The organism is Arthrobacter humicola (genome assembly GCF_039531445.1).
In the GTDB taxonomy this organism is placed as follows: Bacteria; Actinomycetota; Actinomycetes; order Actinomycetales; family Micrococcaceae; genus Arthrobacter; species Arthrobacter humicola.
In genome coordinates, this window is the sequence record NZ_BAAAQB010000037.1 from 1 (window position 1) to 24,850 (window position 24,850).

Annotated in this window: 24 protein-coding genes; 12 read left to right on the top strand and 12 right to left on the bottom strand. The window is 67.6% G+C overall.

Annotated elements, in window-relative coordinates:
* Positions 1 to 137: 137 nt before the first annotated feature.
* Positions 138 to 2,240, bottom strand: a complete 2,103-nt coding sequence (gene paaZ / locus ABD243_RS13070) for a phenylacetic acid degradation bifunctional protein PaaZ (RefSeq protein WP_344366423.1) — start codon at positions 2,238 to 2,240, stop codon at positions 138 to 140.
* Positions 2,241 to 2,402: 162 nt separating this feature from the next.
* On the opposite strand from paaZ, the gene ABD243_RS13075 reads away from it, so the two are divergent.
* Positions 2,403 to 2,819: a PaaI family thioesterase gene (locus tag ABD243_RS13075; RefSeq protein ID WP_344366426.1), complete on the top strand. Its 417-nt coding sequence runs from the start codon at positions 2,403 to 2,405 to the stop codon at positions 2,817 to 2,819.
* Between the two features lie 254 nt (positions 2,820 to 3,073).
* Positions 3,074 to 4,282, top strand: coding sequence for a globin domain-containing protein (locus ABD243_RS13080; protein WP_344366430.1), 1,209 nt, complete (start codon positions 3,074 to 3,076; stop codon positions 4,280 to 4,282).
* Between the two features lie 9 nt (positions 4,283 to 4,291).
* Here the strand turns inward: ABD243_RS13080 and ABD243_RS13085 are convergent, their stop codons facing one another.
* Both ABD243_RS13085 and ABD243_RS13090 read right to left on the bottom strand, forming a co-directional pair.
* A complete protein-coding gene (locus ABD243_RS13085) occupies positions 4,292 to 7,138 on the bottom strand; it encodes a hypothetical protein (RefSeq protein ID WP_344366434.1) in 2,847 nt (948 codons plus the stop codon).
* A 9-nt stretch (positions 7,139 to 7,147) separates the two neighbouring features.
* Positions 7,148 to 7,828: a tyrosine-protein phosphatase gene (locus tag ABD243_RS13090; RefSeq protein ID WP_344367143.1), complete on the bottom strand. Its 681-nt coding sequence runs from the start codon at positions 7,826 to 7,828 to the stop codon at positions 7,148 to 7,150.
* A 283-nt stretch (positions 7,829 to 8,111) separates the two neighbouring features.
* Between ABD243_RS13090 and ABD243_RS13095 the strand changes: the two genes are divergently transcribed.
* Positions 8,112 to 8,948, top strand: coding sequence for an SGNH/GDSL hydrolase family protein (locus ABD243_RS13095; RefSeq protein WP_344366437.1), 837 nt, complete (start codon positions 8,112 to 8,114; stop codon positions 8,946 to 8,948).
* Here ABD243_RS13095 and ABD243_RS13100 read toward each other — a convergent pair.
* Positions 8,933 to 9,553: a GNAT family N-acetyltransferase gene (locus tag ABD243_RS13100; protein ID WP_344366440.1), complete on the bottom strand. Its 621-nt coding sequence runs from the start codon at positions 9,551 to 9,553 to the stop codon at positions 8,933 to 8,935. The two genes, ABD243_RS13095 and ABD243_RS13100, sit on opposite strands and share 16 nt — an antisense overlap.
* Before the next feature lie 99 nt (positions 9,554 to 9,652).
* Here ABD243_RS13100 and ABD243_RS13105 point away from each other — a divergent pair, with 99 nt between their 5' ends.
* Positions 9,653 to 10,093, top strand: coding sequence for an SRPBCC family protein (locus tag ABD243_RS13105; RefSeq protein WP_344366443.1), 441 nt, complete (start codon positions 9,653 to 9,655; stop codon positions 10,091 to 10,093).
* A 14-nt stretch (positions 10,094 to 10,107) separates the two neighbouring features.
* Here the strand turns inward: ABD243_RS13105 and ABD243_RS13110 are convergent, their stop codons facing one another.
* The 5 genes from ABD243_RS13110 to ABD243_RS13130 all read right to left on the bottom strand — a co-directional run bounded on the left by ABD243_RS13110 (position 10,108) and on the right by ABD243_RS13130 (position 14,281).
* Positions 10,108 to 10,995, bottom strand: a complete 888-nt coding sequence (locus ABD243_RS13110) for a 3-hydroxyacyl-CoA dehydrogenase family protein (RefSeq protein ID WP_344366445.1) — start codon at positions 10,993 to 10,995, stop codon at positions 10,108 to 10,110.
* A gap of 2 nt (positions 10,996 to 10,997) precedes the next feature.
* On the bottom strand, positions 10,998 to 11,810 hold the full coding sequence (locus tag ABD243_RS13115) for an enoyl-CoA hydratase/isomerase family protein (RefSeq protein WP_344366447.1): 813 nt from the start codon (positions 11,808 to 11,810) through the stop codon (positions 10,998 to 11,000).
* Positions 11,810 to 13,021, bottom strand: a complete 1,212-nt coding sequence (locus ABD243_RS13120; RefSeq protein ID WP_344366451.1) for a thiolase family protein — start codon at positions 13,019 to 13,021, stop codon at positions 11,810 to 11,812. Before ABD243_RS13120 ends, ABD243_RS13115 begins: the two co-directional genes overlap by 1 nt.
* Before the next feature lie 109 nt (positions 13,022 to 13,130).
* Complete coding sequence (locus ABD243_RS13125) at positions 13,131 to 13,808, bottom strand: pentapeptide repeat-containing protein (protein ID WP_344366453.1); 678 nt, start codon at positions 13,806 to 13,808, stop codon at positions 13,131 to 13,133.
* The gene (locus tag ABD243_RS13130) at positions 13,808 to 14,281 is read right to left on the bottom strand and encodes an SRPBCC family protein (protein ID WP_344366457.1); all 474 of its coding nucleotides are present in this window, start codon (positions 14,279 to 14,281) and stop codon (positions 13,808 to 13,810) included. The genes ABD243_RS13125 and ABD243_RS13130 overlap by 1 nt, the downstream gene beginning before the upstream one ends.
* A 197-nt stretch (positions 14,282 to 14,478) precedes the next feature.
* Here ABD243_RS13130 and ABD243_RS13135 point away from each other — a divergent pair, with 197 nt between their 5' ends.
* Positions 14,479 to 14,655, top strand: coding sequence for a CsbD family protein (locus ABD243_RS13135; RefSeq protein WP_116765351.1), 177 nt, complete (start codon positions 14,479 to 14,481; stop codon positions 14,653 to 14,655).
* A gap of 117 nt (positions 14,656 to 14,772) precedes the next feature.
* Positions 14,773 to 15,543, top strand: coding sequence for a dienelactone hydrolase family protein (locus tag ABD243_RS13140; protein ID WP_344366462.1), 771 nt, complete (start codon positions 14,773 to 14,775; stop codon positions 15,541 to 15,543).
* 113 nt (positions 15,544 to 15,656) lie between these two features.
* Here ABD243_RS13140 and ABD243_RS13145 read toward each other — a convergent pair whose 3' ends face one another.
* Together ABD243_RS13145 and ABD243_RS13150 are read right to left on the bottom strand one after the other, a co-directional pair.
* Positions 15,657 to 17,117 (bottom strand): amino acid permease, encoded by a 1,461-nt coding sequence (locus tag ABD243_RS13145; protein WP_344366464.1) that lies wholly within the window; start codon positions 17,115 to 17,117, stop codon positions 15,657 to 15,659.
* A 230-nt stretch (positions 17,118 to 17,347) separates the two neighbouring features.
* Positions 17,348 to 19,045 (bottom strand): ABC-F family ATP-binding cassette domain-containing protein, encoded by a 1,698-nt coding sequence (locus ABD243_RS13150; RefSeq protein ID WP_344366468.1) that lies wholly within the window; start codon positions 19,043 to 19,045, stop codon positions 17,348 to 17,350.
* A 144-nt stretch (positions 19,046 to 19,189) separates the two neighbouring features.
* Here ABD243_RS13150 and ABD243_RS13155 point away from each other — a divergent pair, with 144 nt between their 5' ends.
* The 5 genes from ABD243_RS13155 to ABD243_RS13175 all read left to right on the top strand — a co-directional run bounded on the left by ABD243_RS13155 (position 19,190) and on the right by ABD243_RS13175 (position 23,575).
* A complete protein-coding gene (locus ABD243_RS13155) occupies positions 19,190 to 19,951 on the top strand; it encodes a CPBP family intramembrane glutamic endopeptidase (RefSeq protein ID WP_344366469.1) in 762 nt (253 codons plus the stop codon).
* Positions 19,952 to 20,034: 83 nt separating this feature from the next.
* Positions 20,035 to 20,475: a VOC family protein gene (locus ABD243_RS13160; RefSeq protein ID WP_344366472.1), complete on the top strand. Its 441-nt coding sequence runs from the start codon at positions 20,035 to 20,037 to the stop codon at positions 20,473 to 20,475.
* A 21-nt stretch (positions 20,476 to 20,496) separates the two neighbouring features.
* Positions 20,497 to 21,450, top strand: a complete 954-nt coding sequence (locus ABD243_RS13165; RefSeq protein WP_344366476.1) for a 1,4-dihydroxy-2-naphthoyl-CoA synthase — start codon at positions 20,497 to 20,499, stop codon at positions 21,448 to 21,450.
* 8 nt (positions 21,451 to 21,458) lie between these two features.
* Complete coding sequence (locus tag ABD243_RS13170) at positions 21,459 to 22,619, top strand: AMP-binding protein (protein ID WP_344366480.1); 1,161 nt, start codon at positions 21,459 to 21,461, stop codon at positions 22,617 to 22,619.
* A gap of 74 nt (positions 22,620 to 22,693) precedes the next feature.
* Complete coding sequence (locus ABD243_RS13175; RefSeq protein WP_116765270.1) at positions 22,694 to 23,575, top strand: 1,4-dihydroxy-2-naphthoate polyprenyltransferase; 882 nt, start codon at positions 22,694 to 22,696, stop codon at positions 23,573 to 23,575.
* 95 nt (positions 23,576 to 23,670) lie between these two features.
* Here the strand turns inward: ABD243_RS13175 and ABD243_RS13180 are convergent, their stop codons facing one another.
* A complete protein-coding gene (locus ABD243_RS13180) occupies positions 23,671 to 23,979 on the bottom strand; it encodes a DUF4229 domain-containing protein (RefSeq protein WP_344366485.1) in 309 nt (102 codons plus the stop codon).
* Between the two features lie 165 nt (positions 23,980 to 24,144).
* Between ABD243_RS13180 and ABD243_RS13185 the strand changes: the two genes are divergently transcribed.
* The gene (locus ABD243_RS13185) at positions 24,145 to 24,573 is read left to right on the top strand and encodes a PLD nuclease N-terminal domain-containing protein (RefSeq protein WP_091251080.1); all 429 of its coding nucleotides are present in this window, start codon (positions 24,145 to 24,147) and stop codon (positions 24,571 to 24,573) included.
* Positions 24,574 to 24,850: the final 277 nt, after the last annotated feature.

Genomic DNA, 24,850 nt, shown 5'->3' on the forward strand with positions numbered 1-24,850 from the left:
CGACCCACCCTGAACCTGGAGACCCCAGCCAACCGGCTGAACCAGCTGCTGCACGCAGCCTAAACCCCGGCGTTGCTCCAACCAGTTGACTTTGCCGGGGTTTAGGCAGCCACAAGTGATAGGGCAACGGGAAGGGGTTACTTTTCGACGAGGGTCAGGACGTCGTAGGTGGCCACGATTTCGTCGTTCTGGTTGGTCAGGACGGCGTCCCAGGCCACCTCGCCGTATTCGTCGGTCTCGCGCGGGGTGATCTTCTTGGCGGTCAGGGTGACCCGGATGGAGTCCCCGGCCGCCACGGACGTGATGAAGCGCAGGTTCTCCAGCCCGTAGTTGGCCAGGACCGGGCCCGGTGCGGGCTCGACGAACAGGCCGGCGCCCCAGGCCAGGAGCAGGTAGCCGTGGGCCACGATGCCCGGGAAGAACGGGTTGGCCGCCGCGGCTTCCGGGTTGGTGTGGGCGTAGAAGGTGTCGCCCGTGGAGTTCGCGAACTTCGTGATCTCCTCCAGCGTGACTTCGCGCAGCCCGGAGCGGATGGCGTCGCCGATGTGCAGCGTGGCGAGGGACTTCCGGAACGGGTGCTGGCCCTCGGTCTCGAGCGTGAAGTTGCGGTCCGCGCCCGTGTGCCAGACGCCGGTGACCGCGGTGAGCATGTTGGGCGAGCCCTGGATGGCGGTGCGCTGCATGTGGTGCATCACGGAGCGGATGCCGCCGAGCTCTTCGCCGCCGCCGGCGCGGCCCGGTCCGCCGTGGACCAGGTGCGGGACCGGGGAACCGTGGCCGGTGGAGCTGCGGGCGTCCTCGCGGTTGAGCATGAGCACACGGCCGTGGTGGGCCGCGATCCCGGTGACCAGCTGCTGCGCCACGGCGGGATCGTTGGTGCAGACCGAGGCGACGAGCGAGCCGCCGCCGCGGGCGGCGAGCCGGACGGCGTCGGCCAGATCCGTGTAACCGATCACCGAGGACACCGGGCCGAAGGCCTCGAGCGAGTGGACTTCCTCGGCTTCCGGGTCGGCCCAGCTCAGCAGGACCGGGGACATGAAGGCGCCGCCGTCGACGACGCCGATGCTCCCGTCCGCGCTGGTGACCTTCGGCGAATCGAGCGTGCCGTAGGCAAGCTCGCCGCCGGCGTCGAGCATGGACTGGACGGCCGCGCGCACATCGGCGAGCTGCTCCCGTGAGGCCAGGGCGCCCATCGTGACGCCCTCCGCGCGGGGGTCACCGAGCACAACGCGTTCGCGGATGCGCTCCCCGACTGCGGCGATGACGTCCTGAACCTGCTCCTGCGGAACGATCGCGCGGCGGATCGAGGTGCATTTCTGGCCTGCTTTGGCCGTCATCTCGGTGACGAGGGATTTGATGAAGGCGTCGAATTCCGGCGTGCCTTTGACGGCGTCCGGGCCGAGGATTGCGGCGTTGAGGGAGTCGGTTTCGGAGGTGAAGCGGACGCCGCCCTTGACCACGTTGGGGTGGGACTTCAGCGTGTTGGCGGTCGAGGCCGAACCCGTGAACGCCACGAGGTCGCGGTAGTCCAGGTGGTCCAGCAGGGTGCGGACGGAGCCGGAAATAAGCTGCAGCGAGCCCTTGGGGAGGATGCCGGATTCATCGATTGCCTTGACGACGGCCGCGGCCACGTACCCGGTGGGGGTGGCGGGCTTGACGATGGTGGGGACGCCGGCGATGAAGGCCGGGGCGAGCTTCTCCAGCATGCCCCAGACCGGGAAGTTGAAGGCGTTGATCTGCACGGCGACGCCCGGGATGCGGGTGTAGATGTGTTCTCCGGCGAAGGAGCCGTCCTTGGACAGCACCTCCATGGGGCCGTCCACCACCACCTGGGAGTTCGGGAGCTCGCGGCGGCCCTTGGAACCGAACGTGAAGAGCACGCCGATGCCGCCGTCGATGTCGATCATGGAGTCGATCTTGGTGGCGCCGGTCTGTGCCGAAAGGGCGTAGAACTCCTCGCGCCGGCCGTTGAGGTACTGCGCCAGTTCCTTGAGCTTGAGGGCGCGCTGGTGGAAGGTCAGCTTGCCGAGTTCCGCCTGCCCGGTGGTGCGGCCGTAGTCCACGACGGCGGCGAGGTCGAGTCCTTCGGTGCTCACCTTGGCCAGGAGTTCGCCGGTGCTGGCGTCCAGGACCGGCGCGGCGCCGGCGGCGGAGGCTGCGTCGGGAGTCCACCAGGAACCCCGGATGAAGCTGGGAACGATCTCTACGGTGTCTACTGTGGGTACGACTGTGGTGGTCATCGTTGACGGGTCCTTCCAACGCGGGGCAAGATCAACACGGCCAGCATTACTGACCGTCCGTTCGGTAATATGTCTACAGTACATGAATGAGGCTTGCCGCACACTAGCTACGGCAGCACAGACCGGCCAGGCCAATGGCCGGCCGGCAACGAAGGAGACGCTATGACGCCCGAGACCGGCAGCACCGAGTTGTGGAAGATCACCCTCGGGGAACTCGACGAGAAGATGGGCGTGAAGATCGTCGAGGAGTCCGTGGACCGCGTGGTGGCGACCATGCCGGTGGAGGGCAACCGGCAGTCGTTCGGGCTCCTGCACGGCGGCGCCTCGCTGGCCGTGGGCGAGGCCGTGGGATCCTGGGCCGCCGTGATCCACGCCAGCACCCTGGGCAAGACGGCCGTGGGCGTCGACGTCTCGGCCACGCATCACAAGTCGGCGCGGGAAGGGACCATCACCATCACGGCAACCCCGATCCACCTCGGCGGCACCCTGACCACCCACGAGGTCCTGATCACCAACGAGGTCGGCCAGCGGCTCTGCACGCTGCGGATCACCAACCTGCTGCTGGACCGCAAGGCCTGACGGCCGAGTTCGCGGCCCGGGGTTCCGTCCCGAACCCCCGAGGTCGCCCCAGACTTGCGGGCTCGCCGTAGCCGTACGGCGAGCCCGCAGCTTTCCGGCGAACTGGGTCCTGGGCCAAGGCCCGCCTACACCGCTCTCCCCGCGTGATGTAGGGCCGATCGACCCGGAAGGCCCGACGACGGGACTGTTAGCTTGGAAGTGCTGAGTCGCCCGGCAACGCTGGGTGCAACCGGTCACACCGGAAGGGACCCATCATGCTCTCAGACACCTCGCTTCCCGTCATCAAGGCAACGCTTCCCGTAGTCGGCGAGCACATCGAGGAGATCGCCAAGCGCTTCTACAAACATATGTTCGAGGCGCGGCCGGACCTCCTGGACGGCCTCTTCAACCGGGGGAACCAGGCGGACGGCCGCCAGCAGCAGGCGCTCGCCGGATCTATCGCGGCGTTCGCCGGCATGCTCGTGGACAAACCGGATCAGGTCCCGGACCATCTGCTCTCCCGGGTGGCCCACAAACACGTCTCGCTGGGACTAAGCCCGGACCAATACCAGGTTGTCCACGACCACCTCATGTGGGCGATCGTGGATGTCCTCGGGGACGCCGTGACTCCCGAGGTCGCCGCCGCCTGGGACGAGGTCTACTGGCTGATGGGGAACCTGCTCATCAACAAGGAACGCGGACTGTACAACGCCGTGCACCTCTCCCCCGAGACCATATGGCGGACGTGGCGGGTGGTGCGGCGGATCCAGGAGACGGAGGACGTTGTCTCCTTCGTCGTCGAACGGACCGACGAGCGCGACGTCAAGCCGTCCCTGCCGGGGCAGTACGTGACCCTCAAGATGGCCATGCCCGACGGCGTGCAGCAGCCCCGGCAATACAGCCTCACCAAGGCCGACGACGGGCAGCACCGGCAGTTCGCGGTGAAGCGCGTCCACGGCCTCGCGACTCCCGACGGCGAGATGTCCACGCTGCTCCACAACGGTGTCCAGGTGGGCGATGAGGTGGTGCTGTCGGCACCGTTCGGCGACGTGGTGCTGGAGTACACGGACCGTCCGCTGGTTATGGCCAGCGCGGGGATTGGGATCACCCCGATGGCCGGGATGCTGTCGCACCTGGTGAAGTCCGGCTCCCAGCGCCAGGTGATGCTCCTCCATGCCGATGACAGCGAGGCGTCCTTTCCGCTCCGGGCGCAGGTCCGGGAGGATCTCGCGACGCTGGCGGACGGGACCTTGAAGACGTGGTTCCTGACTCCCCCGGAGGCCGGAGAGTCGTCCGGATCCGTGTTCCCCGGGTTCATGGACGTCAGCGCGGTGGAGCTCCCCGACGACGCCGAGTACTACCTCTGCGGTCCCCTGCCGTTCCTGAAGTCGGTGCGCAGCGCCCTGATTGCCGGCGGCGTCCCTGCCAAGGACATTCAATACGAGGTTTTCGGCCCGGATCTCTGGCTGGCTGACTTCCAGTAGCCGCGGTAGCTAACGCACCGCCCGACGCCGGGCGAAGATCACGACGGCCGCGCCCAGCAGCAGGGCACCGGCGCCGAGACCGGCGGCGTACAACAGCCCTCCGGCGCCCGTGCCGGCCAGCTGGTTTGCGTTGCCCGGAGGCGTGCCGCCCACCGTGACGGAGGCATCCGACGGCGGGACGGTAGAGGGCGGGACGGTGGACGGCGCAACGGGAACCTGCGCAACGGGAACCTGCGCCGGAACTGTCGAGTGCGCAGGAGTTCCGGGCTGCCGGGGAGCGGGCTGCTGGACGGCCGGCTGCTGGGGAACCGCCGGCGTCTCATCGGGGGTGCCCGCGGAAGCAGGCGCGGCGTCGATGGTGAACGCGACGGCGGCCGGAAGTGAAGCGACCCCGTCAATTGCCTGCGTGACCGTAAGCCTATGCGCTCCGGCGGCCAGGCCTGCGGGGAAGGGGACACTCCACCGGGCGCCGCCGGCCAGATCCTGCGGAACCCGCGGCTGCAGCGAGGCCCTCGCCCCCGTACCGGCGGAACTTGCCTGTGCCGATCCGATGGCCGCACCGTCCATGGACACGCTGACCTCGGCGCCATCGACGGCGGTCCCGGAGATGCTCGCGGGCAGGGAATCCTGGCGGAGATGCTTGCCATCGCGGATGCCCGAGACCGCCGGGACTGGCGGGATGACGGTGAAACTGCTGGTCGCGGAGGGGCTGTCCGTTTGGCCCGGAGCCGTCAGCACCGCGGTCACCGAGACTTTGCCGAAGACCGGCTGATCGGCCACGTTGATGCTCCAGCGGCCGTCCGGGGCGACCAGTCCGGTCCCGGTGAAGTCACCGGAGAGCCGCACCGTGCGGCCGGGCTCCCCCGTTCCCTCAATCGTTTCGACGGCGGTCAGCCCAGGGCCGTCCGCATGGCCGTCCGTCCGGGCGTCTGCCGGAGCCGTGATGACCGGGGCCGCGAGGCCGGAGACCTTCACGGACAGGGAGACCGCCCCGGAGCGGCTGAAGCCGTTCACGGTTTCCGCGGAAAACGTGAAGGAACCGGCCCACTCGGGTGCGGGGAACTGCCAGTTTCCCGACGCGTCCACCGGCACTTCCAACGGCTGGCCCGGCTTCTGGCCCGGGTTTGAGCTTTGGACGGTGATGCGGACCTTGGAATTCGGCGCCACCACGGAAGCCGGGGCGGCATCCACGTGGCCCGTGATGGGCTCGCCGGCCGTGAGGGTTCCGTTGGCGGCCGCGGCGAGCGTCGGCTTGTTCAGAAACAGCTGCAGCTGGACTCCTCCGGGAATCCGGCCGGTGGCGTCTTCGAGCGTCGTCGCGATGGCGCGGGTCTGGACGCCGCCGTCGCTTTCCGCCCCGGTGTGCGTGCCCACCGCGAAGTTCCCGCTGATCCAGGGGCCGCCCGAGTCGCCGGGGCGGGACTTTACCGTGGTGGAGTCAAAGCCGTTCAACGCCCGGAGATCGTTGTCGTAGTCCGGCGGCAGGGAGTCCGGACCGGCGATGACCCACGTTCCCACGGAGTCCACGGTTCCGCACGACCAGCCGAGGCTCCGGCCGGATCGGCACACGGGCTGGCCCTGGAAGGGAGCCACGGTTCCCACGATCTTCACGGAGGTCGGCCCAGGATCGGCGGGGTTGTCCCACCGGGTGACGGCGGGCTGGAGGTCCAGGCCGCTTCTGATGCCTTGGAGGACGGCGATGTCCGTGCCCACATTGGTCCCGTCCGAGGCAACCTTGGTGTTGCCCGGACCGCCGAACTGGCTGAATCCGAAGGACCCCAGGGTTCCGGCGGCTGTGCCGGAACCGGCCCCGCCGGCCGCCGGCGCACCCGCCGGGTTTTCAATCTCGGCCTGCTTCGCGGCGCCGTCAGCGGCGCAGTGCCCGGCCGTCAGGATCAGGGGCTCGCCCGCGGGGCCGAAGGCTCCGAACCCGGCCGAGCACACGGTCCGGCCGTCAATGATGTAGCCCTCGCCGCCAAAGTAGTCCTCCTCCGTGGCGATCCGGGATCCTTGCTCCAGCGCTACGTTGGCGTAGCGGGCCACAAAGTCCGCCGCGGACATCTTCGGCTTAGTGCCCGGCGCTGTCGCCGGCGTTGTGTCCGTGCCGGTGAGCAGGCCGGCGCTGGAGGCAGGCCCGGTTTGCGCCGTCGTTGTGCCGCCGGTTCGGATGACGAAGTGGCCGTTGGTGTAGGTGACAGCCTGGAGCCCGGCGGCGCCGACGTCGCGGACATAGGCCTCGAACAGTTGCTGCGTGCTGGAGGCAAGGAGCTCGGCGGCCGAGGGGACCACGGCTGCGGATGCGGGGGCGGCCAGCACGAAATCGGCAGGGCCGGCCTGATTTAGTTGGTCCACGCCATTCACTTGGTCCACGCGGTTGAGTTCCGCCACGCGCGCCCGGAGCTCGGGGCCCTCGCCTTCGACGACGATCGTGCCGGCGTGGAGGCTGATCCCCACATAGCCGGGGAGCGCACGGAGGGAGGGCGCGGCGTCGGCGGCCCGCCGGGCCAGGGCCCCGGCGGCGTTGAATTCCGAGAGGGTCATGCCAAGGTCCCGCTGCACGGCTTCGGCGAGACCGGTACCGCTGATGGGCGCCGTGGCAGGCGCCGGAGCAGAGTCGGCTGCAGAAGAACCAGCCGAAGTCTCAGCCGGGGAAGACGCGGCAGGCGCCGCCGTCGTCGCTGGGACCGGCGAGGGCGAGGTTGAGGGTGACGACCCAGCCGGGACCGGCGTCGGCGTTCCCGTACCGGTTTCGGCCTCTGCCGGCATGGCGGACACGGTTCCGGCGGACAAGGTGCCGGCGAGCGCGATCGCAAGGGCGGCAGCACGCACCATCAGCTGGAACTTCGGAGTCTTCACCCGGTTACTCTAGCGTCCCAATTTGGCCAGAATGGCCGTCAACTCCCGGTCCGTTATGCCATTGTGGCGTAAGAAAGTTTCAGTCTTCACGTGGCGAACGAACCGCAGCAGGCTTTCGCCGCGGGATTCCAGCAGGGGCACCAGGGCGTCCTCGGGCAGGAAGCGCTCGTGCGGATGCGGGACGGCGGAGCGCCGGTGATGCTCGTTGATGCCCCGCATGGAGCGCTGGTAGGCACGCACAATGGCTTCGTCGCTGTGCCCGGCGAGGTCCTGGAGCATGGCAGCGATCATGCCGCTCCGGTCCCGCCCGGCGGAGCAATGGATGATCACCCCGCCCTCCGCGGCGGCCACCGCTTTGAAGACGCCGGCCAGCAGGTCCGGGAAGAGCCTGGCGTTGTCGGCATAGGAGGCGGGGTCGTTCAGGTACGGCACGCAGAGTTCACGGAATTCGCTGTTGGCCGGGTCTTCGGTGGGAGCCAGCACGACCTCGAAGGCCGCCAGGGCTGCCTCGTCCACCGGCGGGTCGGTCTCCCGGCGCCGGATTTCGGCCTCGTTGCGGAGGTCGACGACGGTCCGGATGCCGTGGTCGTACGCCTGCCGCCAGCCGGCCTCGGTCAGCCATTCGCGGCGTCCCATGCGGTAGACGTCCCCGGCCACGTGCCAGGCGTTGACCGCACCCTCCCAGCGCATCGCTCTGTGCACCGCCATCCCATTGGCGTAGCCACCCGAGGCGGCAGGAATCGTCATCCTGAAAGCTAATCACACGCCCCGGCGCCGATCCACGGCAGGATTCCCAAAAGACATACACAGTGGGAATATTGGCATGGTGCGGGTTCCCGATTCCGCAGAGTAGCGGAGCACCCGGTAGCCGCCGGACTCCTTTTCAGTTCGCCTGCCGCCGGGGCTGACACCCCTTCGCGATGCGATTTCAAAGCATGGGCGCTGAAGCCAGCGTGTTACTGAGGAGAACACCATGGGAAGTCTGAAACTTCGACGCCGGCGAACGGCTCTGGCAGCCGGTCTCGCCGCCCTGGCAATGGCGGCCGGTTTGGCGGGGGTGCCGGCGCAGGCGGTGGGCAGGACCACGTACATCGCGCTGGGAGACTCCTACGCCGCCGGGCTGGGGGCCGGTCCGTATCTGGATAGTTGTTACCGCAGCGAGAACACCTATTCCGAACTCGCTGCCCACGCGCCAACCATCAAGCTGGTCGCCAACGCGGCCTGCAGCGGCACGACGACCCAGGACGTCGTGAACACCCAGCTGAGGCAGCTGAATAAGACCACCGACCTCGTCACCATCACAGCTGGCGGCAACAATCTCCGGTTTGGGGCAATCCTTGCGTACTGCAGTGCCGCCATGGTGAGTCCCGTCGCGGGGCGGCAGTGCGCCGCGGCGACGGACTTCGCGGAGGGCGAGATCTCCAGCCATAAACTGGACGGTGACGTGACCGCGATGATTCAGAGCGTGAAGGCTGCCGCCCCCAACGCCAGGGTTGTGGTGACGGGCTACCCCTACCTCTATGATCCGGTCGCCCCGGGTCAGACTGATCCGATGTCCCTGTTCATCTATAAAGCCACACACCTGGCTGACGGCCTGAACGGCTCCATCGCCGCCGCGGCCGGGGCCGCCGGAGCGGAGTACGTCGATGTACGGGCCGCTTTCGCCGGTCATGGCGTCAATTCCGCGGCCCCGTGGATCAATCTCAACCTTTTGGCCCCGGCCAGTCCCGAAAACTACCACCCGAACGCCAAGGGCTACACGGCGTACTTCGCATCACTTCGCGAGGCCAAGGCCTACTCGACCCGCTGACGCCGTCTGGCCAGCCGGGCCTCGAGGCCGTTGCGGACCATGGGCCACTCGTGCTCGAGGATGGAAAAGACCACCGTGTCCCGCAGGACGCCGTCGGCGGTGCGGGAGTGGCTGCGCAGGACGCCGTCCTGCTTGGCTCCCAGCCGGGCGATCGCCTCGCGGGACTGGTGGTTGAGCCAGTGTGTCCGGAATTCGACGGCCGGGCACCCGAGCGTTTCGAACGCGTGCCGCAGCATCAGGAGCTTGGAGTCCGGGTTGGTGCCGCTGCCGTGCGCGGAGGCGGCGTTCCAGGTGGATCCGATCTCGACGCGCGGCGTGACCGGATCGATGTTCATGTAGGTGGTCATGCCGATGACCGCGCCGGGCGTGCCGGTGGCCGGATCGATCAGCCGCGTGGCGAACGGCAGCATGGATCCCTGCTCCTGGAGCGCGAGACGGCGGTCAATCTCCGCTGCCATCCCCTCCGGCTCGGGGACGCCGGTGTACCAGAGCTTCCACAGTTCGCCGTCGCGCACCGCGTCCACGAGGCCGTCGTGGTGGTCCTGGCTCAGCGGTTCCAGCACGACATATTTTCCGGTGAGCGTTGTGGGATGAATGCGGTTCACGCGACCATCCTAGGTGCGGGAGACGGCTGTTTGCCGGATCACGGGCGGCCCGGAGGCAGGTTCGGTCCCCATGCCGGGCCTTCTGGGTAGGCTGGGGCCATGATCACAGTCACCGGTACGGTCCGCTCAGCCCTGGATGCCAGTAGCGCCTTCGCATACCTCGCCGCTTTCGAACACACGCCGGAATGGGACCCCGGGACGCCGGTGGTCAGGAAGCTCTCCGACGGCCCGGTGGCTGTGGGCCACCGCTATCACGCCGAAGCGGAGTTTCGCGGCAAGCGGCAGACGCTGATGTACGAGGTCGTGGAGCTGGCCGGGACCGTCATCAAACTGCGTGGTGAAAACAAGTCAGTCATCTCCGTGGACACGATCGACGTCACGCCTTCAGGCTCCGGATCCGAAGTCCGGTACACCGCGGAATTCCGGCTCAAAGGTTGGCTCAAGCTTGCCGAACCGTTCGTCAAGCCGGCCTTCCAGTCGCTTGCGGCTCCGGCCATGGACGGCATGAAGAAGACCCTGGACGCCCGGGCAGCAAGGTAGTCCCCGCCCTGCGGTCACTCGGTCCAGTCGAAGAAGCCCTTGCCGGTCTTGCGGCCCAGTTCGCCGCGGGCCACCTTGTCGCGGAGGATCTGCGGCGGGGCGAAGCGCTCCCCCAGGGTGGACTGCAGGTATTCCGCGATGCCGAGGCGCACGTCGAGGCCGACGATGTCTGTGGTCCGCAAGGGTCCGGTGGGGTGCTTGTAGCCCAGGACCATGGCGTTGTCGATGTCCTCGGCGGACGCCACGCCCTCTTCCACCATGCGCATCGCTTCGAGGGCGATCGCGACGCCAAGCCTCGAGGAGGCGAAGCCGGGGGCGTCGTTGACGACGACGGCGGTCTTGCCGAGAGCTTCCACCCAGCCGCGGGCGGCCTGGGCCAGGGCATGGGAGGTCTGTTCGCCGAGGACCACTTCGATCAGGGTCGACGCCGGAACCGGGTTGAAGAAGTGCAGCCCCAGGAAGTTCTGCGGCCGCTTCAGCTCGCGGGCCAGCCCGTTGACGGACAGTGATGACGTGTTGGAGGCGAGGTAGGCGTCGTCGTCGAGCCGTTCCTCGATGCCGCGCAGGGCGGTGACCTTCAGGTCCCAGTCTTCCGGCACCGCCTCAACCACCAGGTGCCGGCCGGCGAAGTCGTCGTAGTCGACGGTGACCGCGAGCCGGGAGACCATCTCGTCCAGATTGCCGTCTACGGCGCCACGTTCGATGCTCTTGGCCGCTGCGGACTCGACCCGCTCGCGGGCGGCCTCGGCCGAAGCCTCGTCGCGCTCCACGACCAGGACATCGGCGCCCTTGATCAGGAAGGCGTGGGCGATGCCGGCGCCCATGCGGCCGCCTCCGAGGACTCCCACGAAGTGGGGAAGATCACTGTTGGGAAGGTTGGCGGGGAGTACGGAGTTGCCCATGGCTAGTTCTTCTTCTCGGATTCGTTGGCTGCCGTCTTTGCGGCAGATTTCTTGTCGGATTTTTTGTCCAGGAAAGCCTGCATGCGGTCGAATTTTGCCTGCGATTCGAAGAGGATCCCCTGCGCCAGCTGGTCGATGAGAGGGTGCGCCTCGGCCGGGGCATGGAACACGGACTTGGTGATCCGCACGGCTAGCGGATCCTGCGTGGCGATCCGGTCGGCGAGCTTGTGCGCCGCGGCCATGAGCTCGGACGGTTCATGGATTTCGGTGATGAGGTTGACGGCCAGGGCGCGTTCTGCGCGCAGCACGGCGCCGGCGAGCAGCATCTCCTTGGCCACAGGCTCCCCGACAAGTTCTTTGAGGCGCCAACTGGCACCTGCCGCGGCCAGGATGCCGAGGCCGGTTTCCGGGTTGCCGATCCGGACCGACGGGGTGCCGATCCGGAAGTCGGCGGCGTAGGCCAACTCGGCGCCGCCGCCGAGGCAGAAGCCGTCCAGGGCCGCGATGACGGGCATCGGCAGCTTGGCGATGCGGACGAAGATGGTGGAGTTGATGCCCTGCAGGGCGTCGTCCCGGCGGCGTTCGCGCAGCTGTGCGATGTCGGCGCCGGACGCGAAGACTCCGTCGGCGCCGGCGATGATGAGGATCTTGGGGTGCTGCTCGAGGTAGGCGCACACGGCGTGGAGTTCGTCGACCATGTGCTGGTCTATCGCGTTGCGGACCTCGGGGCGGTTGAGGACCACAACGACGCGGTCCTCACGCTGTTCGACCAGGAGCGTGCTGAAGCCGGCCGGGTCGAGCGTTTCGGCCGCCACTACACGCGCTCCAGCAGCATGGCCGTGCCCTGGCCGACGCCGATGCACATGGTGGCGAGGCCGATCCTGGCGTCTTCGCGTTCCATCCGGCCCAGCAGCGTGATGGCGATCCGCGACCCGGACGAACCCAGCGGGTGGCCGAGGGAGATCGCGCCGCCGTCGCGGTTGACGATTTCCGGGTCCAGGCCGAGCCGACGCATGCTGGCCAGGGACTGGGTCGCGAACGCTTCGTTGAGTTCGACGGCGCCGAGGTCACCGACGCTGAGTCCGCTGCGCTTGAGGACCTTCTGAGTGGCCGGGACGGGGCCGATGCCCATGATTTCGGGCTCACAGCCGGCCGAGGCGCCGTCGATAATGCGGGCGCGCGGCGTGAGGCCAAGCTTCTGGATGGCGGCTTCAGAGGCCACGATGATGGCGGAGGCGCCGTCGTTGAGGGTGGAGGAGTTGCCGGCCGTGACAATCGAGCCGCCCTTGACGACGGGACGGAGCCCGGCGAGGACGTCCATGGTGGTGCCTGCCCGGGGGCCCTCGTCGGTATCTACGATCGTCTCGCCCTTGCGGGACGTGACGGTCACGGGGACAATCTCGTCGGCGAAGCGGCCTGCGGCGATCGCGGCGAGGGCGCGTTCGTGGGAGCGGACGGCGAAGGCGTCGGCGTCCTCGCGGGAGATGCCGTCAACCCGTCCCACTTCCTCGGCCGTCTCCGGCATGGAGTAGGTCATCTTCCCGTCCCGGGCGAGCTCGCCCTTGGCGAACCGCGGGTTGACGAAACGCCACCCGATGGAGGTATCGAAGATTTCGCCGGGTTTGGCGAAGGCCGTCCGGGGCTTTTCCTGGACCCACGGGGCCCGGCTCATGGATTCGACGCCGCCTGCGATCACGATGTCGGCGGCGCCGGACTTGATCATCTGGCTGGCCATGATGATGGCGCTGAGGCCGGAGGCGCACAGCCGGTTCACGGTGATGCCGGGGATGTGCAGGGGAAGCCCGGCCAGGAGCGTGGCCATCCGGGCCACGTTGCGGTTCTCTTCGCCGGCGCCGTTGGCGTTGCCGAGGATCACCTCGTCAATGCTGTCCGGGTCGACGCCGGCGCGGACCACGGCTTCGCGGACCACCAGTGCGGCCAGGTCATCGGGGCGGACCGCGGAGAGGGCGCCGCCGTAGCGGCCGACCGGGGTGCGGGCACCGCCTACAAGAAAAGCCTCGACCATGAGAACATCCTTCACCAAGAAAGCGGGGCCGGCAGCAGACTAATTTACCGACCGTTCGTTCTATAAAGATTACACGGCAGGGCAAGCGGGTCAACCGGATGCCGCCGGATTACGCGACGACGACACCCAGATGCGTTGCGAGCAGCGGGGCCAGCAGGGTGAGCTGGTAGTCGTCGATCACGAGGCCGGCCAGGCTGCCCAGGCCGCTGATCGTGCGGAAGTCGGTGCCGCGGAGATCGAAGTCCTTGAGCCGGGCCCCCGTGAAATCGAGGGTGCCGATCGTGCAGTTCTTCAAGGCGACCCGGGTGGCGGTGCAGGAGCCCAGATCCAACTCGTTGATGATGCAGTCGCTGATCTGCACGTCGGTGAGCTTGGATCCGCGCAGGTTCACGTAGTCGAGTTTGCCGCCGTCAATCCGCACCGACTGCCAGCCGCTTTCGTAGAGCTCCGCCGATCCCCAGCGGGGATTGCCGATCTCCACGTCGCGCAGGCTGGCCCGGGCGGCCGTCAGCACCGGGGCGTAGACCTCGGTGAGGATGCAGTCGCGGAAGGTGGCGCCGCGCAACTGGGTCTCATTGAACGACACCCCGGCGAACTCGCACTCGGCAAAGACCGCGCCGCTCAACTCCAGCCCGTCGGCCGACACGCGGCCGTAGCGGACGCCGTCGTACCGTTCACCGCTCCGGAAGTCCGGGGCAGGGTCATCCCGCAGTTCCGGTGGCCGAACCGGCGCGAGGCGAGGGGCGGTGACTTTGGGGGCCTTGGCCGCCGCAGCGTGGCGGACCATCAGAGCGACTCGGCTTTGGCCGCGATTTCCGCCAGGTCTTTCGCGAGAGCTTTGCGGGTGATGCGCATGCCGAGCGGACCGAACACGGCCAGCAAGGCCTTACCGAACCGGGTCGGCTCAATGAGCTCGGCACCGAATGTCAGCGTGAGGTCAGTGCCACCGTCGCGCTCCGCCAGGGAGAAGCGCGAGGTGTAGTCCGCGCCGCCCTGGAGAGCCTTGACGGTGGTGCCGCCACCCCGGCCGTTCGACGGCGCCTCGCACTGGGAGACCCACATCTCCACCGTTTCCGAGCGCCCCATCATGGTGCGGGTTTCCTTCCAGCGGGTCCCCACAGCATAGGGTCCATCGGTGAGCATCTGGATCGCGTCAACGCCGGACAGGGTTGCGGCAGATGCGGGAATGTCCGACACCACCGCCCAGACCGAGTCCGCCGGAGCCTTGATGTGCTGCGTGAGAGTGGTCTTATGGTCCATGACTCCGAGCCTAGCCCGGGGAGCGCCCGCCGGGAAAAGCCCCCAGGGTTCGCGCCGCTCTGCCGTGGCCCGGCGGCGACATCCACCGATCAGCTCGCGGCACCCTTTTGGACGGGGCCCCTTGAAGTAGTAAGCATGCTTTGTGTTATGGTGTTCGGACAGTGAATTTCTACCGGAAACGAAAGGTGGCCTGCACCATGGGTATCGGAGACAAGATTCAGAACGAAGCGGAGCACCTTGGCGGCAAGGCCAAGGAAGCCGCAGGAAACGCGACTGACAACGACCAGCTGCGGGCCGAGGGGCAGCGCGACCAGGTTGTAGCCGACGCGAAGAAGGTCGGCGAAAACGTCAAGGACGCCTTCAAAAAGGACTAGTCCTTTTCAAGAATTGCGGCGCCGGACTTTCCTTTGGGGGATGTCCGGCGCCGCTTTTTTGTGCCCTCCGGGCGAACATCCTGCAACAATGGCCCAAACAGCCACAGAGGGGACAGCATGGCACGCACCGAGGCAGACCACGGCAAGCCCGCAAGCCGGGATCTCAGCAACGTCGACCTGAGTCAGGCCAGCGCCGCGGCCGGCGGTTCGCGGGTGCTGCGAGGTTACCTGGCGACGCCGGAGGGCGAGGGGCCTTTCCCGGCGGTCCTGATGATCCACGAAGTGTTCGGCCTCAACGACATCACGGTCCGCCACGCTGACAGGTTGGCGGCGGCGGGATACCTGACGCTGGCCGTTGATCTGTTCAGCGACGGCGGCGCCCGCCGCTGCCTCGTGGCCACCATGCGGGCGCTGGCGGCGGGCGAGGGACGGGCCTTCACCGACCTGGCGACAGCCCGGGACTGGCTGCTGGAATCCGGCCGGACCACCGGCAAAATCGGCGTGATCGGGTTCTGCATGGGCGGCGGATTCGCCCTGCTCCTGGCCAATGACCGCTTCGACGCCGCGGCCGTCAACTACGGCCGGCTCCCCAAGAACCCCGAGAAGGCCCTGGCCGGCGCCTGCCCGGTGGTGGGCAACTTTGGCGGCAAGGACCGCAGCATTCCCGGCGGGGCGGCGAAGCTTGAGTCCGTCCTGGACAGGCTGGGGGTGGAAAACGATGTCAAGGAGTTCCCCTCGGCCGGGCACGCGTTCCTCAACGACGCGGAGGCCGGACCGAGGGCGCTGCGGCCGCTCTTCCGGGTCATGGGCGTCGGTCCCGATCCGCAGTCGGCTCCGGAAGCCTGGCAGCGGATCGAGGACCACTTCGCTGAGCATCTGAAGACGTGAGCATTTGAAGGCGTGAGCGCCCGCGTGTTCCGCATCGGCTGCTCCGTAACTGCCCTCATGGCGTTCCAGAAGGGCGGTTACGGAGCAATCGATGGGCAGATCTGCGGCGGTTCCTAGCTGTAGAGCTCGCTCTTGGGCGCGTTGTGCTTGACCTTCTGCCAGCCCATCCACAGCATGAGGGCGAAGAACGGAACGGTGGCGAGGGTCCACAGGCCGAGGTGGAAGACCTCGCCGGTCTTGCTGGTCATGGTATCGAAGCCGATCAGCACGGTGATCGCCAGGAGCCCGAGCAGTCCGGCCCAGCTGGTCCACGGCGAGCCCGGCATCGGGAGGCTGGAGACGCGGCCCTTCTGGTGGCGCAGCGCGATCTGACTGGCGAAGATGGCGCCCCACGTGAAGATCACGCCGATCGAGGCGGTGTTCAGCGCGAGGTCGAAGGCGTGCGAGCCGCCCAGCCAGATGTTCAGCAGGATGCCCACCAGGTAGAAGGCGGCGATGGCGAGGATGGCCGCGTACGGCACGTGCCGCTTGGACATCTTGGTGAGCCACTGCGGGGCATGTCCGTTATTGGCCATGGTGCGGAAGACTCGGCCGATCGAGTACAGGCCCGAGTTGCAGGAGGACAGAGCGGCGGTGATGACGATCATGTTCATGACGTCGCCCACCCAGCCAAGGCCCATCTGGCCGAAGACGGTGACGAACGGGGACACGCCGGCCTTGTACTGGTCCGAGGGCAGCAGCATGGCCAGCAGCAGTACGGAACCGACGTAGAAGACCACAATGCGCAGTACGACGGCGCGGATCGCCTTGGGCACTTCGCGCTTGGCGTTTTCCATCTCGCCGGCGGTGATGCCGACGAGTTCGATGCCGTTGTACGCGAAGATCACGGCGTTCAGCACCAGGACCATGACGAGGGCGCCCTTCGGGAACATCCCGCCGTCGTCGGCAAAGAGGTTGGCGACCGAGGCGTGGCCCGCGCCCACCTTGGCGTTGGTGACCACCATGAAGGTGCCCACAGCCAGGAAGATCAGGATGGCGCCGACTTTGAGGCAGGACGCCCAGAATTCAAACTCGCCGAACGCCTTGACGCTGCACAGGTTCACGGCCACCAGCAGCGCGAGCGCCGCAATCGCGGAGGCTTCCACCGGCACGTTGGGGAAGAAGAACTGGAAGTACAGGCCGATCGCGATCAGTTCCGCGATCCCGGTCATGCCCCAGTTGATGAAGTACATCCAGCCGGAGATGAAGGCGCCCTTCTTGCCGAACATTTCGCCGGCGTAGCTGACGAAGGAGCCCGAGGTCTGCCGGTACATGATGAGCTCGCCGAGGGCCCGCATCAGCAGGTAGGCGATCACGCCGGCAATGGCGTAGGAGAAGATCAGCGCCGGGCCGGTGGAGGCCAGGCGTCCGCCGGCTCCCATGAACAGGCCGACGCCGATTGCGCCGCCCATCGAGATCATCGTCACGTGGCGGCCGCTCAGGGTCTTCTTGTAGCCCTCGGCGCTGAGAGTCGAGTCGACGACGGCGGGTTGCGCCGGCGCGCTCTGAAGTTCGGTGGAAGTACTTTGTGGCACAACAGTTCCTTGCAGGTCGGATTAGGGCCGGGACGGGACCGGGATTCGGTTACACAACATGCGGGTTTGCCCCGGCGGGGCGGCAGCGTGTACCGAACCTCACAAAGTCAAAGCTTCGCGCGGCTCATCCATCGTACTAGAATTCCCGGCCGCACCGTGACGCGGGCAACACCAGACGGGCACTATGCCTAATTAATGATGCTCGATCTTCTCAATGGCCGAATAATATTCTATTTGGAGTCCGTAAATCCCGGCGCATCATTGCCTTGCGTCACGGCGCCGTCCCGCATCGCGTACCGGCGCCAGTTCCCGGCCTCAACGCCGTGCCCGGTGCGGTTCCCGCTGCTGTTTGCACGGGCGCACTTGCTGAACCACTCCCCCAGCGCGCGGTCATGGCTGACTATGACCAGCGTCCCTGCGAAGTCGGAGAGGGCCGCTTCAAGCTGTTCCACGAGGACGGGCGCCAGATGGTTGGTGGGCTCATCCACGAGCATCGTCCCGAACCCGCCGAGCAGGAGCCGGGCCAGCGCCAGCCTGCGTTGCTGTCCTGCGGAAAGGCTGCCCACCGGTACGTGGAATTCGCTGGTCCGGAAGAGTCCCAGGCGCAGCAGTGCCTCGGCGTGCTCATCGATGTTGCCGCCCAGGCCCGCGGCAAAAGCAGGCAGGAGACGCAAGGCCGGACGCCGCGGGAGCTCCAACTCCTGCTGCAGGTACCCGATCCGGCCGTGCCTCACCACGGTGCCCTTGGCCGGTTCCAGCGTGCCCGCGAGGACGGAGAGCAGTGTGGACTTGCCTGCACCATTGGGGCCCGTGATGAGGATTTTCTGGCCCGCCTCCACCCGGAAGTCCGTGGGCTCCAGGCGGCCGGGCACGGCCACCCCGCTTGCTTCAAGAGCGGGACCCGCAGCAGCGTCCGCCTGCAGATCCGTTGCCAGCTTCAGGGGCACCGGGGGACGGTCGATGGGGTTGGCCTCCAGCCGGCGGAGACGTTCCTGGGCATTGCGGACCTTGCTGGTGACCGCCTTTTGCCACGTGCCGGCCTTGAAGTCGAACCCCATTTTGTCGCCGTCGCGTTGGCGGGCATAGCCCATCCTTCCCGCGACCGTGTCCGCCTGGAGCCGTTCGGCAGCCATCGCGTCCAGCCACCCCTGGTATTGCCGCGCCCAGCGCTGGCGTTCGGCAGCCTTCTCCCGCAAGTAGCCTTCATAGCCGTTGCCATAGCGGTTGACCGTCCGGCGTTCGGCATCAACCTCAATCACGGTTGAGGCCACTTTGCGCAAGAGCACGCGGTCGTGGGAGACCACCACCACGGTTCCGCGGTGCGCCGCCAGCCGCGCCTCCAGCCAGGCCGTGCCGCTGGCGTCAAGGTGGTTGGTGGGTTCGTCCAGGAGGAGGATGTCCGCGGGATCGGCCAGTACGCAGGCGAGTGCCACGCGTTCCTGTTCCCCGCCGGAGAGCGAGCCCAGCGTCCGCATCCGATCCAGTCCGCCCAGGCCCAGCCTGTCCAGCGCCGCCTCCACCCGGGATTCCGCGGCGTAGCCTTCCCTGAGCTGGTACTGCGTCTGCAGGTTTCCGTAGCGTTCCAGTTCGTCCGCTTCCGCGCCGGCAAGCCCGTCCTCCAGCCGGTCCAGCTCGGCCTCCAGGGCGCGCAGCGATGCCAGTGCGGCGTCGATCGCGTCGCTGACGCTGAACTGATCGGGCAGGCCATGAGCCTGGGCAAGGTAGCCGACACGGCCTTGGCTGACGGCGGTGCCCTCGTCCGGAGCCTCAAGGCCGGCCAGAACCCGGAGCAGCGTTGATTTGCCCGCGCCGTTTTCGCCGACGACCGCCACATGTTCACCGGCTGTGATGGCCAGTTCGACGCCGGCAAAGAGCTGGCGGTCCCCATAACCATGGGATACGCCCGAAAGGCGGAGATGTTCGCTCAAGGAGTCCTCGCAAGTATGTGCCCAGCCTGCCGGCGGCGGCTTGCGTCCTCAAGTATCGCACCGTCGACTCTTGCTGAGGTACCGCGGCGACTGCCGCATGGTGTACTTGACCGCGTCAGTGCGCCCCGGCGCTAGGCTGGGGGCATGGGCACAGCTCTCCGCACACCGCCGGCGCCGCAGCCGGAGCTTTACCGGTTCTCACGGCTCGATTTCATCACTGCCGGACTCTATGTGGCCGTGGCCGCATTCTTCGCCGTGGCGGGCGAACTGCTGGCGCCGCTGCTGCTGAGGCTGTCCCCCAATCCGGCCGTGGCGTCCTATACGGTGAACCTGATCTTCTACGCAACCATCGGCATCCTGGCGCTGGCCGCCGCCCGACGCGTTGCCGCGCGGGACCTCCGCGTCCTGGCCACGAGGCCCTGGTTCACCGCGCTCATGGTGCCGCTGACCGTGGTGGCGATGCTCATCCTCACCGCCGTGTTCGTGGCCGTCAGCGGGCCGGTGCAGACCTCCGCCAACCAGGCCGGTCTTCAAGCGCTCATGCAGCAGGTCCCGGTGTGGCTCATGGTGCCCCTGCTGGTGATCGTGGGCCCGTTCGTCGAGGAGTACATCTTCCGCCACCTGCTGATCGGCAAGCTGAGCCGCCGGGTCAACCTCTGGCTGTGCTGCGGCCTGTCCGTGGTCCTGTTCGCGGCCCTGCACATCGTGGGCCAGGAGCAGATGACCCTGCAGGTGCTGATGCCGTACCTCGCCATGGGCGCCGTCCTGGTGTTCGTGTACGTCTGGACCGGCAAGAACGTGATGTTCTCCTACTTCGTCCACGCCTCCAAGAATCTTCTGGCGGTGGTCTTCGTCTACGCGATTCCGCCGGAGGTCCTCGAACAGCTGCAGCGGATCCAGGGCTAGGCGAAACAACGCGGGGAGACCGGGCACTTACCGTGCGGCCCGGGCACCTTCCGTCGCGGCCCCCGGCGTCGTAGGTTCTTCCCATGACACTGAACATTCAGATCGTGGTGGACTGCATCGACCCGCACGGGCTCGCCGACTGGTGGGCCGAAACCCTGGACTGGGCCGTGGAGCCGCAGGATGAGGGCTTCATCCGCTCCATGATCGAACAGGGTTTCGCGACGGAGGCGGAAACCCGGACTCATCACGGCAAGCTCGTCTGGGATGCCGGCGCCGCCATCGTCCCGCCCGAAGAACTCGACGCCAAGCCGCCCCTCCGCCGCATCCTGTTCCAGGCGGTCCCCGAGGACAAGACCGTCAAGAACCGGATTCACTGGGATGTGAGGCTGGCCGGCGCGGACAAGGATGAGGCGCGCGCCGCCCTGGAAGCGCGCGGCGCCACGTTCCTCTGGACGGCCCGCCAGGGACCGCACGAATGGCACACCATGGCGGACCCGGAAGGCAACGAGTTCTGCATCAGCTGAGCCGATTACTAGACTCGGACTGTGAGCAACGAAATCCCCGCCAAGGTATCCGACGTCTTTGACCCCCAGCGGTGGCGCACCGTGTCCGGTTTCGACGACTTCCAGGACATGACCTACCACCGGCAGGTGGAGCGCTCCGCCGACGGAGAGGCGGTCCGGGACCTGCCCACCGTGCGCATCGCCTTCAACCGCCCAGAGGTCCGCAACGCCTTCAGGCCCGGCACCGTGGACGAGCTCTACCGCGCCATGGACCACGCCCGGATGACCCCGGACGTGGCCACCGTGCTGCTCACCGGGAACGGCCCCTCCTCCAAAGACGGCGGCCACTCGTTCTGTTCGGGCGGCGACCAGCGGATCCGCGGCCGCGACGGGTACCGCTACGCCGATGGGGAGACGAAGGAGTCCATCGACCCCGCCCGCGCGGGCCGGCTCCACATCCTGGAGGTCCAGCGGCTCATGCGCACCATGCCCAAGGTGGTGATCGCCGTCGTCAACGGCTGGGCAGCCGGCGGCGGGCATTCCCTCCACGTGGTCTCGGACCTCACCATCGCCTCCCGCCAGCACGGCAAGTTCAAGCAGACCGACGCCACTGTGGGAAGCTTCGACGCCGGTTACGGCTCGGCCCTCCTGGCCCGTCAGATCGGTCAGAAGGCCGCCCGGGAAATCTTCTTCCTGGCCCGAGAATATTCCGCCGAAGACATGGTCCGGATGGGCGCGGTCAACGAGGCCGTGGACCACGAACGCCTCGAGGAAGTCGCGCTGGAGTACGCCGCCGACATCGCCCGGCAGTCCCCGCAGGCCATCCGCATGCTCAAGTTCGCATTCAACCTGGCCGACGACGGCCTGGCCGGCCAGCAGGTCTTCGCCGGCGAAGCGACCCGTCTGGCCTACATGACCGACGAGGCCGTGGAAGGCAAGGAAGCCTTCCTCGAAAAGCGCGACCCCGACTGGTCCAAATTCCCGTACTACTTCTAAGGCGCAGTGTGACTTCCGGAGCTATCAACATCGAACCTGCGCTCAAGGCGCTGGCTGCTGCCCTCCACGGCGAGGGACCCGCCGTCGAACTCTCCGTCGGGCCGGACGGCGCTCCGGTGCTGGCGTTCCCCGCAACGCCCGGCATCGAGGACGCAGCCGTCGTGGTGCGGACGTCCGGGTCCACGGGCACGCCGAAGGCAACCGTCCTCACCGTCGACGCCCTGGCGGCGTCGTCGGTGGCGACCGCCTTTGCGCTGAAGGGCGAAGGCCAGTGGCTGCTGGCCCTCCCCGTGCAGTATGTGGCCGGCCTGCAGGTGCTGGTCCGCTCCCTCTTTGCGGGCACCCGCCCGTGGGTCATGGACATGTCCGGCGGCTTCACCCCGGAGGCCTTCACGGCCGCGGCTTTGGAGCTCACGGACAAGATCCGTTTCACCTCGCTGGTGCCCACCCAGCTGCAGCGGCTGCTGGACTCGCCCTCGGCCGAGACGCTGGCCGTGCTGCGGCGCTTTAACGCCGTCCTGCTCGGCGGCGGCCCCGCGGCCCCGGAGCTGCTCGCGGCGGCCCGTGACGCCGGAGTCAAGGTGGTGACCACCTACGGGTCGGCCGAGACCTGCGGCGGGTGCGTGTACGACGGCTTCCCGCTCGAAGACGTCCTGGTCCGCGTGGCGGAAGACGGCCGCATCCTGCTGGGCGGGGCAACCGTCGCCGCCGGGTATCTGGATGCCCCCGAGCTCTCGGCCGGCGCCTTCATCGACGAGGACGGCGTCCGCTGGTACCGGACCAACGACCTCGGCGAGCTGGACGCCGACGGCCGGCTCACGGTGCTCGGGCGGGCCGACGACGTCGTGATCACCGGCGGCCTGAAGGTTTCGGCCGCGCGCGTCCAGGCCGAGCTGGAAAAGCTCGACGGCGTGCGCGCCGCCTTCGTGGCCGGCGTGCCCTCCGCGGAGTGGGGCCACGCCCTGGCCGCGTACGTCGCGGTGGCCGACAGTTCCCCGGAAGGCCTGGCCGCGTTCGCCGACGGCCGGAACGAAACTTGGCGGACGGCGCTGGGTGCGCTGGCGCCTAAAACGGTCCTGCCCGCCGCGGAACTGCTCATGCTGCCCAACGGCAAGCCGGACCGCCTCGGCATGACGGCCCTGCTCGATGCCCTGCATCAGGGAAAATAGACAAGCGGCTTCCGGCTTCCGGCCGGGTACCGAACCAACCAACGAGCATTCAACGAACCAATGAGGTACTGACCGTGGCCACAGCCGCACAATGGATCCAAGGCGCCCGACTGCGCACCCTGCCCGCCGCGATTGCGCCGGTGCTGATCGGCAGCGCGGCGGCCTACGAGATGGATTCGTTCATCCTGCTGAACGCCGTGCTGGCCGCACTGGTCGCCCTGCTCCTGCAGATCGGTGTCAACTACGCCAACGACTACTCGGACGGCATCCGCGGTACGGATGAAGACCGGGTGGGCCCGCTCCGGCTGGTGGGCTCCGGCGCGGCCAAGCCCGAACACGTCAAACGGGCCGCGTTCGCGGCGTTCGGGCTGGCGATGCTGTTTGGCCTGATCCTGGTGATCATCACGCAGGCTTGGTGGCTCATCCTGGTCGGCATCGGCTGCGTGCTGGCCGCCTGGGGCTACACGGGCGGCAAGAACCCGTACGGCTACCTCGGCCTGGGCGACGTCTTTGTGTTCGTATTCTTCGGCCTCGTGGCAACGCTGGGCACCACCTACACCCAGGCCGGCCAGCTCAGCCTCGCCGCCATCATCGGGGCGATCGGCACGGGGCTGATCGCGTGCGCCCTGCTGATGGCGAACAACGTCCGCGACATCCCGACCGACAGGAAGGCCGGAAAGAAAACCCTGGCCGTGCGGCTCGGCGACAAGCATGCCCGCGAAAGCTACGTGCTGATGCTCGCCGTCGCGATCCTGCTGGTGATCGTCCTGGCCCCGGCCAGGCCGTGGATGCTGATTGTGCTGCTGCTGATCCCTGCCAGCCTCATGCCGTCCTGGCTCATGATCTCCGGGCGGCGCCGGAAGAGCCTCATCCCGGTCCTGAAGCAGACCGGACTGATCAACCTCGGCTTCGCGGCACTGTTTTCACTGGGACTCGTCCTGAGTCACGGCTTCTAGCACGCTGTTTCCAAGAACGGATTCGAGTCCGTGGCCCGGCACTGCTTCCGAGTCATGGCCGGCGCTCCGGCCCGGCGGGTTCCGGCCCGGCGCTGTTAGGAGTCTTTGGGGCGGGCGTCCGTGTGGACGGCAATGTCGGGGTTCGCATCCACCATTCGGTCTTCGGCCTCGGCGTCAGCCACCTCGCCGGCACTGCGCAGCGGCTTGGCCTTGCCCGAGAACCGGTGGTGGAGCGTCGCGGTGGCCGCGTCGCGCTGCCTCTGGAAGAACAGGAAGCTGATGGCGAAAGACATCATCCCGGCGCACAGCGCGGCCAGGAGCACCCCCAGCTGCAGGTAGAGGAAAAGTGCGAAGAGAGGCGCAAACAGCGCCAACCGAATCAGGGAGTATTTGAGGAAAGCCACACCCCAAGTTTAGCCGCCAGGACGGCAGCCCGGCTTCGGCCGCCGACCTCCCCGCGGCTGCGGCGCCCCTGACGTGTCCCGGCAGCAGTACCGGTGCCCGGACCCGGGGACGGACCGGGGGCGGTGATCGGCGCCGTCGGGCCGCTTGACGGCTAGACTGAAGATATGCTCCGAGTAGTGGTCCCGATCGTCATACTGGTCGTATTCGTCTATGGACTTGTCGACCTCATCCGGACTGACAAGCGGTTGACCAGGGGGATCTCCAAAACGGCTTGGATCTTCGTGCAGATCCTCCTCCCCGTGGTCGGCGCCATCCTGTGGTTCCTGATCGGACGCCCCCGTGCCACGGACACCGCGCCCGTCGCCTACAGCCACCCCGTAGCGCCCGACGACGACCCCGATTTTCTGCGCAACCTTGAAATCCGCCGCCGCAACCAGGCCGAGGCCGACCGGCTCAAGAGGCTCAAGGACCAACTCGATGCCAAGGAGCGCAAGCTTGACGCCGGCAACGGGGATGCGAGCCGCCCGGAGAGCGCCGGCGATGCCCGCGAACCAGGCGACGCCGGCACGCAAGGCACCGACGAGGTCAAGTAGCACTACTCCGGCCCTCATTCCCCCGGTCCAACGACTCCGCGCCATACTAACTGCCGCCATTCGCCCCAGATGGCCGGAATCCCGGCCTCAAGGCGGCCATCTCCGGCAAATGGCCGCCACTCATCCGCTCGGCGGCTGCTGCTCACACGGCCCACTTCTCCCCCACACCCGGCCCGCTCTGTGGACAACTCCCGAGCCTCCTCAACGCGGGCGCAGAATGCTCATATGCGCGAGCCCAGTGAGCTACCCCCGCACCTTCGACATCGACCCTTCACCG